At 73.3% G+C, this 15,579-nt stretch carries 11 protein-coding genes; 2 read left to right on the top strand and 9 right to left on the bottom strand.

Annotated features, from left to right (window positions below; genetic code table 11):
- Positions 1-30: 30 nt before the first annotated feature.
- The 5 genes from V1260_RS00170 to V1260_RS00150 all read right to left on the bottom strand — a co-directional run bounded on the left by V1260_RS00170 (position 31) and on the right by V1260_RS00150 (position 9,142).
- Complete coding sequence (locus tag V1260_RS00170; RefSeq protein ID WP_329744767.1) at positions 31-2,913, bottom strand: FtsK/SpoIIIE family DNA translocase; 2,883 nt, start codon at positions 2,911-2,913, stop codon at positions 31-33.
- 71 nt (positions 2,914-2,984) lie between these two features.
- Positions 2,985-4,685 carry a ribonuclease J gene (locus V1260_RS00165; protein WP_329744766.1) on the bottom strand — a complete coding sequence of 567 codons (1,701 nt, stop codon included), beginning with the start codon at positions 4,683-4,685 and terminating at the stop codon, positions 2,985-2,987.
- The gene (gene dapA / locus V1260_RS00160) at positions 4,682-5,611 is read right to left on the bottom strand and encodes a 4-hydroxy-tetrahydrodipicolinate synthase (RefSeq protein ID WP_329744765.1); all 930 of its coding nucleotides are present in this window, start codon (positions 5,609-5,611) and stop codon (positions 4,682-4,684) included. Before dapA ends, V1260_RS00165 begins: the two co-directional genes overlap by 4 nt.
- A 52-nt stretch (positions 5,612-5,663) precedes the next feature.
- Positions 5,664-8,291, bottom strand: coding sequence for an asparagine synthase-related protein (locus tag V1260_RS00155; RefSeq protein WP_329744764.1), 2,628 nt, complete (start codon positions 8,289-8,291; stop codon positions 5,664-5,666).
- Positions 8,292-8,416: 125 nt separating this feature from the next.
- Positions 8,417-9,142, bottom strand: a complete 726-nt coding sequence (locus V1260_RS00150; RefSeq protein ID WP_329744763.1) for an HAD-IA family hydrolase — start codon at positions 9,140-9,142, stop codon at positions 8,417-8,419.
- 73 nt (positions 9,143-9,215) lie between these two features.
- On the opposite strand from V1260_RS00150, the gene V1260_RS00145 reads away from it, so the two are divergent.
- Positions 9,216-9,962 (top strand): AzlC family ABC transporter permease, encoded by a 747-nt coding sequence (locus V1260_RS00145; RefSeq protein WP_329744762.1) that lies wholly within the window; start codon positions 9,216-9,218, stop codon positions 9,960-9,962.
- Positions 9,959-10,273, top strand: coding sequence for an AzlD domain-containing protein (locus tag V1260_RS00140; protein WP_329744761.1), 315 nt, complete (start codon positions 9,959-9,961; stop codon positions 10,271-10,273). Before V1260_RS00145 ends, V1260_RS00140 begins: the two co-directional genes overlap by 4 nt.
- Before the next feature lie 73 nt (positions 10,274-10,346).
- On the opposite strand, the gene V1260_RS00135 is transcribed toward V1260_RS00140, so the two are convergent.
- From V1260_RS00135 to V1260_RS00120, 4 genes are all read right to left on the bottom strand, one after another.
- Positions 10,347-10,805 (bottom strand): hypothetical protein, encoded by a 459-nt coding sequence (locus V1260_RS00135; RefSeq protein ID WP_329744760.1) that lies wholly within the window; start codon positions 10,803-10,805, stop codon positions 10,347-10,349.
- Positions 10,806-10,813: 8 nt separating this feature from the next.
- On the bottom strand, positions 10,814-11,629 hold the full coding sequence (gene dapB / locus V1260_RS00130) for a 4-hydroxy-tetrahydrodipicolinate reductase (RefSeq protein WP_329744759.1): 816 nt from the start codon (positions 11,627-11,629) through the stop codon (positions 10,814-10,816).
- Positions 11,630-11,690: 61 nt separating this feature from the next.
- The gene (locus tag V1260_RS00125) at positions 11,691-13,022 is read right to left on the bottom strand and encodes a M16 family metallopeptidase (RefSeq protein WP_329744758.1); all 1,332 of its coding nucleotides are present in this window, start codon (positions 13,020-13,022) and stop codon (positions 11,691-11,693) included.
- Positions 13,023-13,163: 141 nt separating this feature from the next.
- Positions 13,164-15,434: a polyribonucleotide nucleotidyltransferase gene (locus V1260_RS00120; RefSeq protein WP_329745081.1), complete on the bottom strand. Its 2,271-nt coding sequence runs from the start codon at positions 15,432-15,434 to the stop codon at positions 13,164-13,166.
- Positions 15,435-15,579 lie beyond the last annotated feature (145 nt).

The following is a 15,579-nucleotide window of genomic DNA, read 5'->3' as shown; positions in this document are numbered from 1 at the left end:
GGAGCCGGGACGGCTCGGGGACGGGGACGCTCAGCGGCCGGTGAGGCTCCAGGCGTCCTCGCTGTCGGCGTCCTCGACGTCGTCGTCGTAGTAATCGACGGCGGGCTCGGAGCCGTCGTCCTCGAGCGGATCGGAGCCGTAGCGGTCCTCTCCCCCGTCGGGCGCGGCGGGGGCGGCCGCCGGGGCCGGCGGCTCCTCCCCGCGGATGCGCGCGATCGCCTCCCCGAGATCGTCGGGGTGGACGAGCACGTCGCGAGCCTTGGACCCCTCGGACGGCCCGACGATCTCGCGGGACTCGAGCAGGTCCATGAGGCGACCGGCCTTCGCGAAGCCGACGCGCAGCTTGCGCTGCAGCATGGACGTGGAGCCGAACTGGGTGGTGACCACCAGCTCCGCGGCCTGCAGCAGCACCTCGAGGTCGTCGCCGATGTCGTCGTCGATCTGCTTGGCGGCGGCGACGACCGCGACGTCCTCGCGGTAGTTGGGCTTCATCTGCGTCTTGACGTGGTCGACGACCTTGTGGATCTCCGACTCGTTGACCCACGCCACCTGGACGCGCAGCGGCTTCGCCTTGCCCATCGGGTGGAACAGGGCGTCGCCCTGACCGATCAGCTTCTCGGCGCCCGGGGAGTCCAGGATGACGCGGGAGTCCTGCAACGAGGAGGTCGCGAAGGCGAGACGGCTGGGCACATTCGCCTTGATGATGCCGGTGACCACGTCCACCGAGGGCCGCTGCGTCGCCAGGATCAAGTGGATGCCGGCGGCGCGGGCGAGCTGCGTGATGCGCTGGATCGAGGCCTCGACGTCCCGGGGGGCGACCATCATCAGGTCGGCGAGCTCGTCGACGACCACCAGCAGGTAGGGATACGGGGCGAGGCGGCGCTCGCTGCCTGCGGGTACCTCGACCTCCCCGGCCCGGACGGCCTTGTTGAAGTCGTCGATGTGCTTGAACCCGAAGGCGGCGAGGTCGTCGTAGCGGGCGTCCATCTCCTTGACGACCCACTCGAGCGCCTCGGCGGCCTTCTTGGGGTTGGTGATGATCGGGGTGATCAGGTGCGGGATGCCCTCGTAGATGGTGAGCTCGACGCGCTTGGGGTCGACCAGCACCATGCGCACCTCCTCGGGGGTGGCGCGCATGAGGATCGAGGTGATCATCGCGTTGACCAGGCTCGACTTGCCAGAACCGGTGGCGCCCGCGACCAGCATGTGCGGCATCTTGGCGAGGTTCGCGACGACGTACCCGCCCTCCACGTCCTTGCCCACGCCCATCACCATCGGGTGCTCGTTGCGGCGGGCCACCTGGCTGCGCAGCACGTCGCCGAGCGCGACGGTCTCACGGTCCGCGTTCGGGATCTCGATGCCGATGGCCTTCTTGCCCGGGATGGGCGAGAGGATGCGCACGTCCGAGCTGGCCACGGCATAGGAGATGTTCTTGTCCAGGGCCGTGACCTTCTCGACCTTGGTGCCGGGCGCCAGCTCGACCTCGTACCGGGTGACCGTCGGCCCGCGGGTGAAGCCGACGACCTCCGCATTGACGTTGAACTGCTCGAAGACCTCCTCGAGCGCGTGGACCACGCGGTCGTTGGCCTCGGAGCGCGTGCGGTGCGGCGGACCCTCCAGCAGGAACGAGGACTCGGGGAGGGTGTAGACGATGTCGCCGGCGAGCTCGAGCTGCTCGCCCGCGCGGGGCAGGTCGCCCATCGGTGGGTGCACCAGCTCCGGCTCCTCCTCCGCCGCGGCAGCGGCAGCGGCGGCGGCACGCGAGGCGGCCGCCGGGGACTTCTCGGCGCGGGTGGGCGCCGGCTTCGCGGCGGCCGACGGCAGCGCCGCGGTCGCGTCCTCCGCACCGCGGGCACCGCCCGCGGGGAAGGACTTCGCCCGCTGGTTCTCGTCCTCGATCACGTCGAAGACCTCGTCGGCATCGGCGGGGGCGCCGCGGCGGGCGCTTCCGCGACGGGCCTTCTTCCCGCCGGCGGCGGCCTCGGGGGCGCCCTCCTCGGAGATCCCCTGCTCGAAAGCCTCGTCCCCGACGTAGCCGAAGGCCTCATGGTCCCTCGCGGCGGCCTCCTCGGCGGCCTTCTCCTTGCGGGTGCGGCGGCGGGACCTGGCCGTGGGCTGGACCGTCGTGTCCTGCTCGTGGACGGCCGGATCGACGCGGCGGGGGCGCAGCCCGAAGGCGGCCCGCTCGGCCTCCTCCTCATCGCTGCGGCCTACGAGCACGTCGTAGACGCCCCGCAGACGGGCGGGGATCGACTCGATCGGGGTCGCGGTGAGGACCAGCACGCCGAAGGCGATGAGCGCCGCGTGGATGACCACCACGGCGACCGGCGGCAGCAAGGCGGCCAGCGGCGCCGCGGCGAGATAGCCGAGCACGCCGCCCCCGCGGGCGAGGGCGTCGATCCCGTCGGCCGGGGCGGGGAAGCGCGCCGAGACCGTCGCGATCGCGGAGATCGCGACCAGCAGGATGGTGATCGCGAAGGCGATGCGGGTATTGGCGCGCACCTGGTCCGGGCGGCGGAACATGCGCAGCGACCAGCCGGCGGCCAGCAGCGGGATCACCATCGAGGAGATGCCGAAGGTGCCGGCGACCACGGTGTGCACGGCCCCGAGGACGGGCCCGGCGGACTGCCACCACTCGACCACGGCGACGATCACCGCGACGAGCATCAGCAGCAGGGCGTAGCCGTCACGCCGCTGCTCGGGAGCCACCTCCCAGCGGGCCACGCCGATCGAGCGGACCAGGCCACCGACCATGCGGGCGATCGCGAGATAGGCGGAGCGCACAGCGCGCACCGGCAGCGGGAGCGTCGACGGGTCGTGGGCCGTGGCCGCGACGGTCCGCGAGGAACCGGCGGACGAGGTCCGGGACGAGCCTTTCGACGCACGTGCGGGGGAAGACGTACGTGTCGCCATGCCTGACAGGGTACCGCCGGACCCCTCCCGGACCGGGGAGGCGCGGGCGGGCGGTGATCACACGCCGGGGATCAGGCCTCGATGACCACCGGGATGATCATCGGCCGACGGCGCAGGCGCTGGGAGACGTAGCGGCCGATCACGCGGCGCATGACCTGCTGCAGCTGATGGGTGTCCCGACGGTTGGACTGGTCGGCGACGGCCTGCTCGAGGGCCTTGATGATCTCGGGGCGGATCCTCTCGAACACCTCGTCGTCCTCGGCCACGCCCCGGGCGTGGATCTCGGGTCCGGCGATGAGGGCGCCGGTCTCGGAGTTCACCACCGCGAAGAGGGAGATGAAGCCCTCGTCCCCGAGTATCCGACGGTCCTTGAGGTCCGCCTCGGAGATCTCGCCGACGCTCGAGCCGTCCACGTACACGTAACCGTTGGGGACCTCGCCGACGACCGTCGCGACGCCGTCCTTCAGGTCGACGACATGGCCGTCCTTGGCGAGGATGATCCGCTCGCGCGGCACGCCGGTCGCCTCGGCGATGCGCCCGTTGGCGATGAGGTGGCGGACCTCCCCGTGGATCGGCATGACGTTCTTCGGCCGGACGATGTTGTAGCAGTAGAGTAGCTCGCCGGCGCTCGCGTGCCCCGAGGTGTGGACCTTGGCGGTGCCCTTGTGGACCACCTCGGCGCCGAGCGCCATCAGCCCGTTGACCACGCGGAAGACCGCGTTCTCGTTGCCGGGGATGAGGGAGGAGGCGAGGATGACGACGTCGCCGGGCCCCACGCTCACACGGTGGTCACGGTTCGCGATGCGGCCCAGCGCCGCCATCGGCTCGCCCTGGCTGCCGGTGCACATCAGCACCACCTGGTCATCCGGCAGGCTGTCGATCCGCTTGACGTCGATGAGGGTGTTCGCGGGGACGTCGAGATAGCCCATGTCCGCGGCGATCCCCATGTTGCGCACCATCGAGCGCCCCACGAAGGCGACCCGGCGGCCGTGCGCGGCGGCGGCGTCGAGCACCTGCTGGACGCGGTGGACGTGGCTGGAGAAGGAGGCGACGACGATCTTCTGCCGTGCCTTCGCGAAGAGGGCGTCGAGGACCGGGCCGATCTCCTGCTCGCCGACGGTGAACCCGGGGACCTCGGCGTTGGTGGAGTCGGTCATGAACAGGTCCACGCCGGCCTCGCCGAGGCGGGCGAAGGCGCGCAGGTCGGTGATGCGGCCGTCGAGCGGCAGCTGATCCATCTTGAAGTCGCCGGTGTGCAGCACGGTGCCGGCCGGGGTGGCCACGTGCACGGCGAGCGCGTCCGGGATCGAGTGGTTCACGGCCACGAACTCGCAGTCGAAGGGGCCGAAGGACTCCTTCTGGCCCTCCTTCACTGCGAGCGTGTAGGGCGTGATGCGGTGCTCGCGGAGCTTCGCCTCGATGAAGGCGAGGGTCAGCTGGCTGCCGACGAGCGGGATGTCCGGCTTCTGCCGCAGCAGGTAGGGGACGGCGCCGATGTGGTCCTCGTGGCCGTGGGTGAGGACGATCGCGGCGACGTCGTCGAGCCGGTCCGCGATGAGGTCGAAGTCCGGGAGGATCAGGTCCACGCCCGGCTGGGCGTCCTCGGGGAAGAGCACCCCGCAGTCGATGATCAGCAGGCGGCCCTCGTACTCGAGGACCGACATGTTCCGCCCCACGTCGCCCAGCCCGCCGAGCGGGGTGATGCGCAGCGTGCCCGCGGCAAGTGCGGGCGGGGCGGCCAGACGCTCCGTGAACGCCGTCCCCGCGGTCATGCCGGCCTCCGGGCCCCGTCGAGGGCGGGGATGCCGGTGGCCTGCTCGAGGGCCGCCGCGAGCTCGCGCAGCTGGTCGGCATCGGCCGGGAGGAGCGGGCCGCGCATCGCCGCGTGCGGGAGCACGCCCTGCAGGTACAGCGCGGCCTTCGCCGCGACGGCCCCGGGCATGCGATTCATGATCGCCTCGACGAGCGGGACGAGAGCGACGTGGGCGGCGCGGGCTGCGGTGAGATCGCCGCGATCGGTCGCCTCGAGCATCGCGCGCTCGAGCTCGCCCGCGACCTGCCCCACCACGGAGACGACGCCCACGGCGCCGACGGCGAGCCACGGGAGGTTCAGCGCGTCCTCGCCGGAGTAGTAGGCGATGCCGGTGCGGTCCATCACCCGGGTGGCCTGGTGCAGGTCGCCCTTGGCGTCCTTCACGGCGAGGATCCGCTCGTGCTCGGCGAGCCTGAGCAGCGTCTCCTCGGCGAGCGGGATACCGGAGCGACCCGGGATGTCGTAGAGCATCACCGGCAGGTCGGTGGCGTTGGCGATCGCCTCGGTGTGGGCGATGACCCCGGCCTGGCTGGGCTTGGAGTAGTACGGCGTGACCACGAGCAGGCCGTCGAGGCCGAGGGCCGCGTGATCGCGCGCGGCCTGCACCGAATGCGCCGTGTCGTAGGTGCCGACGCCCGCGACCACCGTGGTCCCGGGGCCGACGGCCTCCCGGACGGCGCGCGCGAGATCGAGCTTCTCGGTGTCGGTCAGCGTCGGCGCCTCCCCCGTGGTCCCGGAGACGACCAGCAGGTCGTTGCCGTGCTCGACGAGGTGCACCGCGAGCGCCTGGGCGGCGTCGAGGTCGACGGCGGAACCGTCGGTCGTGAACGGGGTGACCATCGCGACCCCCACTGCGCCGAAGGGCCGCGTACCGCTGCTGCTCATGGTCTCCTCCAGGAAGGGTTGTGCTGCATGGATCCTAGCGGGAGCGGTGCGCTCAGCGCGGATCCGTGGTGCCCAGGTCGACGAGGATCGCGAGCGGGGTGCGCTGGCGACCCTGGCCGAGGGGGTTGTCGGCGAAGGTGGCCTCGAGGCGCTCGCGCGGGGTGTCCACGTCCGTGCCGAGCACGTTGCGGCCGATGTCGTTCGCGTCCATCACCACGGTGCCGACGAAGGCGTCGCGCACGGCGGCGGGCAGGTCCGAGGCCCGGATCGCCGCGGAAATCCGCGCCGAGACCTGATCTGGATCCTTCGGCGGCAGCTTCGCGGAGACGTTCGAGGGGAAGGCCGAGTACGGGGTGGGGCCGTCGATCGCGCGCACGTTCGCGCCGACGACCTCGTAGAACACGCCCCGTCGGCCGAGCAGCTTGCCGGCGGCGCCCGCGGCGGAGGCGAGCACCACGCGCGGCAGGCCGACCTCCCGCAGGGCGAGCTCCATGGTGGTCGGGTCGCCGAGGCCGATGCCGGCCGGGGTGCGGGTGACGAAGCGGCTGAGGATCTTCGCGGCGGGGCGGGGGTGGATCTCCCAGGTGAACCACGACCGGCCCTGCGTGATCGCGATGATCTTCTCGCTGATCACGAAGTACCACGGGGCACCGGCGGGCAGGGCGCCGTCCGGGAGTCCGCCGGCGAAGGCCTCGACGCGCTCGCGGGCGATCGCCTCGACGTCGTCCCCGCGGGCGACCAGGGCGGTCTGCAGCGGGAAGCGGCGCCAGGTGATGCCGTCGGCCTCAGAGACGAGGTCGAGCTGCTTGCCGGGGTTGGCGTCGTAGTCGCTCTTGGGCCGCTCGTCCTCCTGCTCGACCGGGGTCTGGGCGACGGGGGCGGCGTCGGGGTCGTCCAGGACGGCGCGCAGCCACAGCTCGAGGCACAGCAGCCGCCACAGGACCTCGGTGCGATGGTGCTCGGGATGAGCGACCGCGTCGTCGAACAGGGCCAGCACGGACCGGGAGTCGGTGAAGGGCCGGGCGTCGAAGGCGTCCGAGGCGAAGATCTCGCGCACGGCCGGGGCGAGGGCGACGAGCCACGCACCGGCGGGAACCGTGGCGCCGCCGCCGCTCCGCCCGAGAGCGGCGGCGGGCAGCAGGCCCGCGGCCGCCTCGCGGAGGATCCGCTGGGGGCGACCGCCGTCCATGTGAGCGGAATCCTCGAGGGAGAGGAGCAGGGTCAGCAGGCGACGGTCGAGGAAGGGAGCCCGGCTCTCGATCTCGGCGGCGCGGGACAGGCGGTCCTCGATGCGCAGCCGGGTGCGCAGCGCATCGCCGAAGACGTCTCCGACGAGGCGGGCCGAGAGGTCCTGCGCGGCGGCGGACGGGCGCACCCGCTCGTGGGCGGCGACGAAGCCGGAGTCCAGCAGGGCCGCGGCGGGCACAGGGGTGCGGGCGGCGAGGGTCTCGGAGGCCGCCTCGCGCAGGGCGGTCCGGGCGCCGACGGCGGAGCGGGCGAGGGTGCCGAGGCGGCGCCCGGACCGCAGCGCGCGCAGGTGGACGGCGAGGTGCTCGGGCAGGCCGCCCGTCGCCTCGTCGCCGCCGAGAGCGCTGAGCTCGACACCGCCGGGGGCGGCGCCGCGCAGCACCGCCCAGCGGGCGTAGGCCTCGGGGCCCGCGACGGGCTCGTCGAGGAGGAGCACGAGGTCCTGCACCTCGGCGAGGAAACGCTGCGGGTCGAGCGCGACCAGGCGGGTCTCAAGGCGCCCCGCGGTCGCCGCCGCGAGAGCGTCGAGGTGCTCGGCCGCGCCGGGGTCGGTGCCGGGCAGGAGGGCGGCGCGCGGCTGCGGGCGGTCCGACTCCCCGGAGCCCGAGGTGGCTGCCGACGCCGACGCGAGGGTGCCGGCGAGCGCGGCCGAGGCCAGGTCGCCGGTCGCGGTCGTCGAGACGGGACCGTCCCCGGGAAGGGCGCGGTGCACCGCGTCCGCGAGGAGGCGGCGCACCTCGGCGGCGGTGCCCTGGTCGAGGGGTCGGCCGGGCCGCGAGGCGATCGCCTCGAGCTCCTCCCGGAGATGGGAGAAGCGGTCGGTCCGCACCCCGTCGGCGGAGAGGGTGACGAGCTCGCCGGGCTGCACCCGTCGCACCCCGGCGACGAGGGTCCGGGGACCGTCCTCGAGGACACCGTCGAGCAGGAAGCGGTGCACGGCGGCCTCGTCGAGGCTGCGCTCGACCCGTCCGCTGGCCAGCAGCGTCCGCACCTCGGAGGCGAGGAGCGCCGCCGCTCCCTCGCCCGCCGGGTGCTCCTCGACCCAGTAGTGCAGGGGGCGGAGTCCGAAGGGGTCCCGGGCGAGGGTCCAGGTGCCCGCCTCGGCATCGTGGAGGGCGAGCGCGAAGCCGCCGTCGAGGCGGTCCAGGGCCTCGCTCCCCCAGGCCTCGTAGGCCGCGAGGACGAGCGCGGCATCGGCGGCGGGATCCGCCGGGCCGTCCTGCGCCGCCGGGTCGACGGGGACGTCGACGCCCGCGGCCCGGAGAGCGGCGCGCAGCTCGGACCGATCGCGGAGCTCGGCGTCGAGCAGCAGGGTGCGACGGCCGTCGGCGCTGGTCGCGTGCACGGACTCGCCCGTCTGCGCCGCGCGCATCCGGCGGAGAGTCTCCTCCCCCTCGGCTCCGAGTCCGAGGCTGCCGAGAATCGCGCTCATGAACGGGTCCTTTCGACGGGGTCTGTGCTCCGCGACGTGCCCTCTCGAGCGCGGGACGCGGCCGACAGAGCGTATCAATCGGCGCTCGTCCGCCCCCTCAGGCGCGACGTGATGCGGGGCGGGGATCAGGCTCCGCGGCGGGCGAGGCGCAGCGCGCCGTCCGCGACGCTCACCTCGAGGTCGTCGAGGGAGGTGACCAGAGCATCCGCTCGGGAGGCGAGCTCCGCGGCCGGCGTGGTGGTGGTCACGGCGACGGTCCGCGCGCCGGCCGCGGATCCGGAGCGCAGGCCGCCCACCGAGTCCTCGAGCACGATGGTCTCCGCCAGGTCCGCCCCCACCCGCTCGGCGCCCAGGAGATAGGGCTCGGGATCCGGCTTCCCGTGCGCGACCTGGTCGGCCGTGACGAGGCCCGCCGGGGTGGGCAGGCCGGTGCGGGCCCAACGGGCCTCGAACAGGGGCCGGGTGCAGGAGGTGACAATGGTCCAGGTGGGGCGGCCGAGCTGCTCGGCCGCGGCGTCGAGCTCGCGCAGCAGCCGCTCGGTGCCGGGGAGGGTCCTGATGCCGGCGACGTCCGCGATCTCGAGCTCCTCGATGCGCGCATGGGCCCGGTCGAGCTCCTCCGCGGTGAGCCCGGGCAGGATCTCGGCGAGGATCTGCCGCGCGGGACGCCCGTGCTCGGCATGCCCGAAGCGGTGGTCGCTGCCGAGCTCCGCCAGCAGCGTGTCCCATGCGCGCTCGACCGAGGGACCGGAGTCGATGAGGGTGCCGTCCATGTCGAGCAGGAGGGCCTGGGCGCGCAGCGGCAGCGCCTCGGGGGCTGGCGTCGCAGAGGGATCCGGAGTCGCGGTCATACCCCCACGATCTCACAGTCGCGCCGGACCGCGAGGACGCATCCGCGCAGGTGAACGTATGGTGGTGGGCATCATGTCGACTGCACTTCCCGCGCCCTCGCCGCCGCCCGGCGTCCCCTCCGAGCCCCCGTCCGTCGCCGCCTCGGAGCGCCTGCGCTCTCTGCGCCGCACCGGGCTCTCGATCGGCGTGGCCACCGGCCTGTACGGCATCTCCTTCGGGGCCCTCGCGACCGCCTCCGGGCTCGACGTCTGGCAGGCGATGGTGCTCTCGGCGGTGATGTTCACCGGCGGCAGCCAGTTCGCGTTCATCGGCGTCCTCGGCGGGGGCGGATCGGCGCTCGGCGCGGCGCTCGCCGCCTCCCTGCTCGGGATCCGCAACACCCTCTACGGAGTGATCCTCGCGCCGTCCCTGCCGCGCGGGGGCTGGCGCGGTCCGCTGCGCGCGCATCTGACCATCGACGAGTCCGCGGCGCTCGCCGCGTCCGGCACCACCACCGAGGAGAAGCGCACCGGGTTCTGGGCCGCCGGGGTGTGGGTGTACGTCTTCTGGAACCTGTTCACCCTGGTCGGGGCGCTGGCCGGGCAGCACGTGGCCGATCCCGGCGCCTGGGGCCTGGATGCCGCGGCGGCCGCGGCCTTCCTCGCGCTGCTGTGGCCGCGGCTGCGCTCCGGGGAGGCCGTGGCGGTCGCCGTGGCCGCGGCCTTCGTCGCCCTGGTGACCACCCCCGCGCTGCCCCCGGGGCTGCCCGTGCTCGCCGCGGCACTGGTCGCCGTGATCGCGGGGCTGCTCCCCCGGCGCTCCCCGGAGGTGCGGGGATGAGCGCGCTCTGGATCGGGGTGGTCCTCGCCTCGCTCGTGTCCTTCGGACAGAAGTGGATCGGCTACCAGGTGCCCTCCGAGACGCTGGATCGGCCGCGCGTCTCGCGGATCACCGCGCTGCTGCCGATCGCGTTGCTCGGGGCCCTGGTCACGGTGCAGGCGGCGACCTCGGGCACCGTGCTGGTCGCCGATGCCCGGCTCGTGGCTCTCCTCGCGGCGGCGGTGCTGCTGCTCCTGCGGGCGCCCTTCCTCGTGGTGGTGATCGGGGCGGCGGCGACCGCGGCGGTGCTGCGGGCGCTGGGCTGGAGCTGAGGCGCTGAGTCCCTGACCGGCGCCGACGGGCGCCTGCCAGCACCTGCGCGTGTCGGCGGATCGCGCGGGAGACTCAGCCGCGCCGGGAGGCGTCGATGGCCCGTCGGGTCGCGAAGCGCGCCTGCTTGCGATCGCGCAGCCCGTCGTAGGCGAGGGCGAGGCGGAACCAGGCGCGCCAGTCGTCCTGGGCGCCCTCCTGGACCGCGGTGCGCGCGACCTCGAACTCGGCGCGTCGTTCCTCGTCGGTCGGTGCGCGCTCGGCTTCCTCAGCCGGGGCGAGCGGACGCTCGCCCTCCGTCCCGTGGACGAGCTCAGCGGCGTAGCGCGCGGCGAGGCGGCCCGCGGCGAGTCCGAAGAGCCCCTCCCGCCAGGTCACCCAGACGGTGAGGGCGAGGAGCACCACCACCGCGGCGGCGAGGCCGAAGCCGAGCGGTGTGCCGGCCCGCACGAAGCCCCAGGCGATCCAGCCCAGGCCCCAGCAGTAGGCGGCACTGATCAGGAGGAGGGCCCCGACGAGGAGCTGCTGTCTCACGGCGGCGCTCAGCCCCGGTCGGCGGCGTCGGCGACGTCGCCGGTGCCGAGGTCAAGGTAGCCGTCGAGACCCACGGTCAGCCCCGGATGGGACGCCACCTCACGCACCCCCAGCAGAACCCCGGGCATGAAGCTGCCGCGGTCGAAGGAGTCGTGACGGAGCTGGAACTGCTCGCCGGGGCCGCCGAACTGGACCACCTCGTGGGCGACGAGTCCCCGCTGCCGCACGGCGTGCACGTGCACCCCGTCGACCACGGCCCCGCGTGCTCCCAGCGGGTCCTTCTCGGTCGCGTCCGGCACCGGACCGAGCCCCCCGGCGGCCCGGCCGCGCGCGATCGCCGCCGCGGTGTGGCGTGCGGTCCCCGAGGGAGCATCGAGCTTGTCGGGGTGGTGCATCTCGATGATCTCGGCGCTCTCGTAGTACCGCGCGGCGACCTCGGCGAAGCGCATCGCAAGCACGGCGCCGATCGCGAAGTTGGGGGCGATCAGCACCCCCACGCCGGGGGCGCCCGCGAGGCGCTCGCGCAGCGCGCCGAGCGACTCCTCGGTCCATCCCGTCGTCCCGACGACGGCGTGGATGCCGTGGTCCACGAGCCAGTCGACGTTCTGCGCGGTGACCGCGGGAACGGTGAGGTCGACCGCGACCTGCGCCCCGGCCGCGGCGATGGCCTCGAGATCGTCACCGCGCCCGATCCGGGCGACGAGCTCGAGGTCGTCGGCGGCCTCGACGGCCCGGCAGGCCTCGGCGCCCATGCGTCCCTCCGCCCCCAGGACGGCGACGCGGAGCGCGGAGGCGGTGGTCTCGGGATCGGGGGTGCGGGTCATGAAGGCTCCTCGGACGGGGTCGGGCGGGTTGCGGGACGGGACGATCGGCGCGGGGCGGGGATCAGCTCTCGGGGCCGACCTCGACCCGGGTCGAGAAGGAGGCGGCGAGGCGCGCGGCGAGGTCCTGCACCGCGCGGACGTCGACCTCCCCGATGCGCCGCAGGGTCTCGTCGACGCTCGTGTACCGGCCGTGGACCAGCTCGAGGGTGCCGAGGCGGCCCATCCGGCTGGAGGTGTCCTCGAGGCCGAGCGCGAAGGAACCGGTGATCTGGCCCTTGGCCCGCTCCAGCTCGGTCGCGGTGATGCCCCCGGAGCCCATCTGCTCGAGTTCTTCGGCGAGCAACTCGACCACCTGGGCGGTGCGGCCGGGGCGGCAGGCGGCGTAGAGGCCGAACAGCCCCGCGTCGCGGTATCCGGCGGAGAAGGAGTACACCGAGTACGCGAGGCCGCGCTGCTCGCGGATGTTCTGGAAGAGGCGCGAGGACATGCCGCCGCCGAGCACGCTCATCAGCACGGACAGCGCGTGGCGGTCCTCGCTGAGAGCGCTCAGGCCCTGGCCGCCGAGGTAGATGTGGTTCTGCTCCGAGGGGCGCACCAGCCGGTGCGGCGCGATCGCCGCGACGTCGAGGGCGGCCGCGGACTCGGGCGCGAGTGCCCCCTCGCGTCGGCCGCGGGTGGGCAGGGCGCCGTCGGCGAGCTCCCAGCCTCCGCGGCGGAGCCCGGCGACGAGCAGCCCCGCGAGCTCCTCGTGGTCGAGGTCGCCGACAGCGGTGACCACCAGGTTCTCGGGGGTGTAGTGCTCGCGCCAGTGCTCGCGCACGTCCTCGATCGCGAGCGCGGTCACCGTCTGCTCGGTGCCGCCGACGGGCCGTCCGATGGCGGTCTCCGGGCCCAGCACCTCGGCAAGGAAGGTCTCGTACCCGATGTCCGTCGGGTCGTCCTCGGCCATCGCGAGTTCCTCGAGGATCACCTCGCGCTCGGTGCGCAGCGCCTCCTCCTCGAGCAGGCTCGCGGTGATCATGTCGGTGAGGACGTCCGCCGCCATCGGCAGGTCCGCCGAGCGGACCCGGCCGTAGTAGAGAGTGTGCTCCTTGGCGGTGACCGCGTTGGAGTCCCCGCCGACCTCGTCGAAGGCGGCGGCGATGTCCAGGGCGCTGCGGCGGGACGTGCCCTTGAACAGCAGGTGCTCGAGCACATGGGTCGATCCGGCGTGCTCCGGCCGCTCGTCCCGGGAGCCGACGGGCAGCCACAGCCCCAGGGTCGCGCTGCGCACGCTGCGGTCGGTCTGCGTCAACAGGCGCACCCCGCCCGGGAGGATGCTGCGGCGCACCCCCGCGGCGGCGTCGAGCACGACATCGGAGGCGGGGTCGTCGTAGGTGAGGTCGAGAGGCATCGATCGATTGTTCCACGGGGCGAGGGGCGCTCGGCCGAGCGTTCGCTCACAGCGGCGGCCCCGCACACGCCGCAGGGGCGGCACCCTCGGAAGGGTGCCGCCCCTGGCGGTGTCCGGCGACACGGGGTCACCGGCGCGGGATCACTCGCCCGAGGGCTCCTCGGCGGACTCCGCCGACACGGCGGCCGCGGCCTTCTCCGCTGCCTCCGCCTCGTCGTCGATCACCGCGAGGGAGATCTTGCCGCGGGCGTCGATCTCACGGATCTCCACCTCGATCTTCTGGCCCACCTTGGCGACGTCCTCGACGTTGTCCACGCGCTTGCCGTCGTTCAGCTTGCGCAGCTGGGTGACGTGGAGCAGGCCGTCCTTGCCGGGGGTGAGGGACACGAAGGCGCCGAAGTCGACCACGCGCACCACGGTGCCGAGGTAGCGCTCGCCGACCTCGGGGACCTGCGGGTTCGCGATCGCGTTGACCGCGGCGCGGGCCGCCTCGGCCGAGGGGCCGTCGGTCGCGCCGATGTAGACGGTGCCGTCGTCCTCGATGGTGATGTCGGCGCCGGTGTCGTCCTGGATCTGGTTGATCATCTGGCCCTTCGGGCCGATGACCGCGCCGATCTTGTCGACGGGGATGGTGACCGCGAGCACGCGCGGGGCGTACGGGCTCATCTCGTCGGGGGTGTCGATCGCCTCGTTGAGCACGGACAGGATCGCCAGGCGCGCCTCGCGAGCCTGCGACAGGGCGCCCGCGAGCACCGAGGCGGGGATGCCGTCGAGCTTGGTGTCCAGCTGGATGGCGGTGACGAACTCCGAGGTGCCGGCGACCTTGAAGTCCATGTCGCCGAAGGCGTCCTCGGCCCCGAGGATGTCGGTGAGCGCCGCGTACTTGGTCTCCCCCTCGACGGTGTCGGAGATGAGACCCATGGCGATGCCGGCGACGGGCGCGCGCAGCGGCACACCCGCGTTCAGCAGGGCGAGGGTCGAGGCGCAGACGGAGCCCATCGAGGTGGAACCGTTCGAGCCCAGTGCCTCGGACACCTGGCGGATCGCGTAGGGGAACTCCTCGCGGCCCGGGAGCACCGGCACCAGAGCGCGCTCGGCGAGCATGCCGTGCCCGATCTCGCGACGCTTCGGGGAACCCACGCGACCGGTCTCACCAGTGGAGTAGGGCGGGAAGTTGTAGTGGTGGATGTACCGCTTGTGGTGCACCGGGGAGAGCGAGTCGATCTGCTGCTCCATCTTGAGCATGTTCAGCGTGGTGACGCCCAGGATCTGGGTCTCGCCGCGCTGGAACAGGGCCGAACCGTGCACGCGCGGCAGGACCTCGACCTCGGCGGAGAGCGCACGGATGTCGCGCAGGCCGCGACCGTCGATGCGGACGCCGTCGGTGAGTACCTTCTGGCGCACGACCTTCTTGGTCAGCGCGCGGAAGGCGCCGCTGATCTCCTTCTCGCGACCCGCGAGCGGCTTGCCCTCGGCGCCGAGCTCCTCGAGCACCTCGGCGAGCAGCTCCTCGGTGCGCTCCTCGCGCTCCTGCTTCGCCGCGATGGACATGACCTCGGCGAGGCGGCCGCGGGCGGCCTCGTCGACGATGCCGAAGGCGTCCTCCTGATAGTCCAGGAAGAGCGGGAACTCGCGGACCGGCTTCGCGGCCGTCGCGGCGAGCTCCTGCTGCGCGACGCACAGCGAGCGGATGAACACCTTGGCGGCCTCGAGGCCCTCGGCCACGACCTCCTCGGTGGGGGCGATCGCGCCCTGCTCCTTGATGAGGGTCCAGGAGTTGTCGGTGGCCTCGGCCTCGACCATCATGATCGCGACGTCGTCACCGACGATGCGGCCGGCGACGACCATGGAGAACACGGCCTCGTCGAGCTGGGTGAAGGTCGGGAAGGCGACCCACTGGCCACCCTCGTTGGTCGGCATGAGGGCGATGCGCACCGCGCCGATCGGACCCGAGAACGGCAGACCGGAGATCTGGGTGGAGGCGGAGGCGCCGTTGATGCCGACGACGTCGTACGCGTCGTCCGGGCCGCAGGCCATGACGGTCAGGACGACCTGGACCTCGTTGCGCAGGCCCTTCACGAAGGCGGGGCGCAGCGGGCGGTCGGTGAGACGGGCGGCGAGGATCGCGTCGGTGCCGGGGCGACCCTCGCGGCGGAAGAACGAGCCGGGGATGCGGCCCGCGGCGTACATCCGCTCCTCGACGTCGACGGTGAGCGGGAAGAAGTCGAACTGGTCCTTGGGACGGTTCGAGACGGCGGTCGCCGAGAACACCATCGTGTCGTCGTCGAGGTAGACGGCGACGGCTCCGGCGGCCTGCTGGGCGAGACGACCGGTCTCGAAGCGGATCTCGCGACGTCCGAAGGCGCCGTTGTCGATGACGGCGGTGGTCGCGGTGATGTCGGGGCCTTCCATGGCCATGGGGATCTCCTCTGGATCGGGGTGCCCCCGGGGCGCGGTCATCGCCGGTCGCGCGCGGAACGGGATCTGCTGGATCCGTTCCGAAGGCGGCTGCCGAGGACCGAACCGGTCGGGGGCTGGACTGGATGAGGGAGGTGCG

The organism is Brachybacterium sp. J144, from assembly GCF_036321705.1.
GTDB lineage: Bacteria > Actinomycetota > Actinomycetes > Actinomycetales > Dermabacteraceae > Brachybacterium.
Note: the sequence above shows the minus strand (reverse complement) of the source record. Positions and strands in the feature narration are given on the sequence as shown.

What these genes read in the sequence shown, in the direction of transcription:
- V1260_RS00170 (WP_329744767.1), bottom strand. Translation starts at nt 2,913, where the DNA reads ATGGCGACACGTACGTCTTCCCCCGCACGTGCGTCGAAAGGCTCGTCC.
- V1260_RS00165 (WP_329744766.1), bottom strand. Translation starts at nt 4,685, where the DNA reads ATGACCGCGGGGACGGCGTTCACGGAGCGTCTGGCCGCCCCGCCCGCA.
- dapA (WP_329744765.1), bottom strand. Translation starts at nt 5,611, where the DNA reads ATGAGCAGCAGCGGTACGCGGCCCTTCGGCGCAGTGGGGGTCGCGATG.
- V1260_RS00155 (WP_329744764.1), bottom strand. Translation starts at nt 8,291, where the DNA reads ATGAGCGCGATTCTCGGCAGCCTCGGACTCGGAGCCGAGGGGGAGGAG.
- V1260_RS00150 (WP_329744763.1), bottom strand. Translation starts at nt 9,142, where the DNA reads ATGACCGCGACTCCGGATCCCTCTGCGACGCCAGCCCCCGAGGCGCTG.
- V1260_RS00145 (WP_329744762.1), top strand. Translation starts at nt 9,216, where the DNA reads ATGTCGACTGCACTTCCCGCGCCCTCGCCGCCGCCCGGCGTCCCCTCC.
- V1260_RS00140 (WP_329744761.1), top strand. Translation starts at nt 9,959, where the DNA reads ATGAGCGCGCTCTGGATCGGGGTGGTCCTCGCCTCGCTCGTGTCCTTC.
- dapB (WP_329744759.1), bottom strand. Translation starts at nt 11,629, where the DNA reads ATGACCCGCACCCCCGATCCCGAGACCACCGCCTCCGCGCTCCGCGTC.
- V1260_RS00125 (WP_329744758.1), bottom strand. Translation starts at nt 13,022, where the DNA reads ATGCCTCTCGACCTCACCTACGACGACCCCGCCTCCGATGTCGTGCTC.
- V1260_RS00120 (WP_329745081.1), bottom strand. Translation starts at nt 15,434, where the DNA reads ATGGAAGGCCCCGACATCACCGCGACCACCGCCGTCATCGACAACGGC.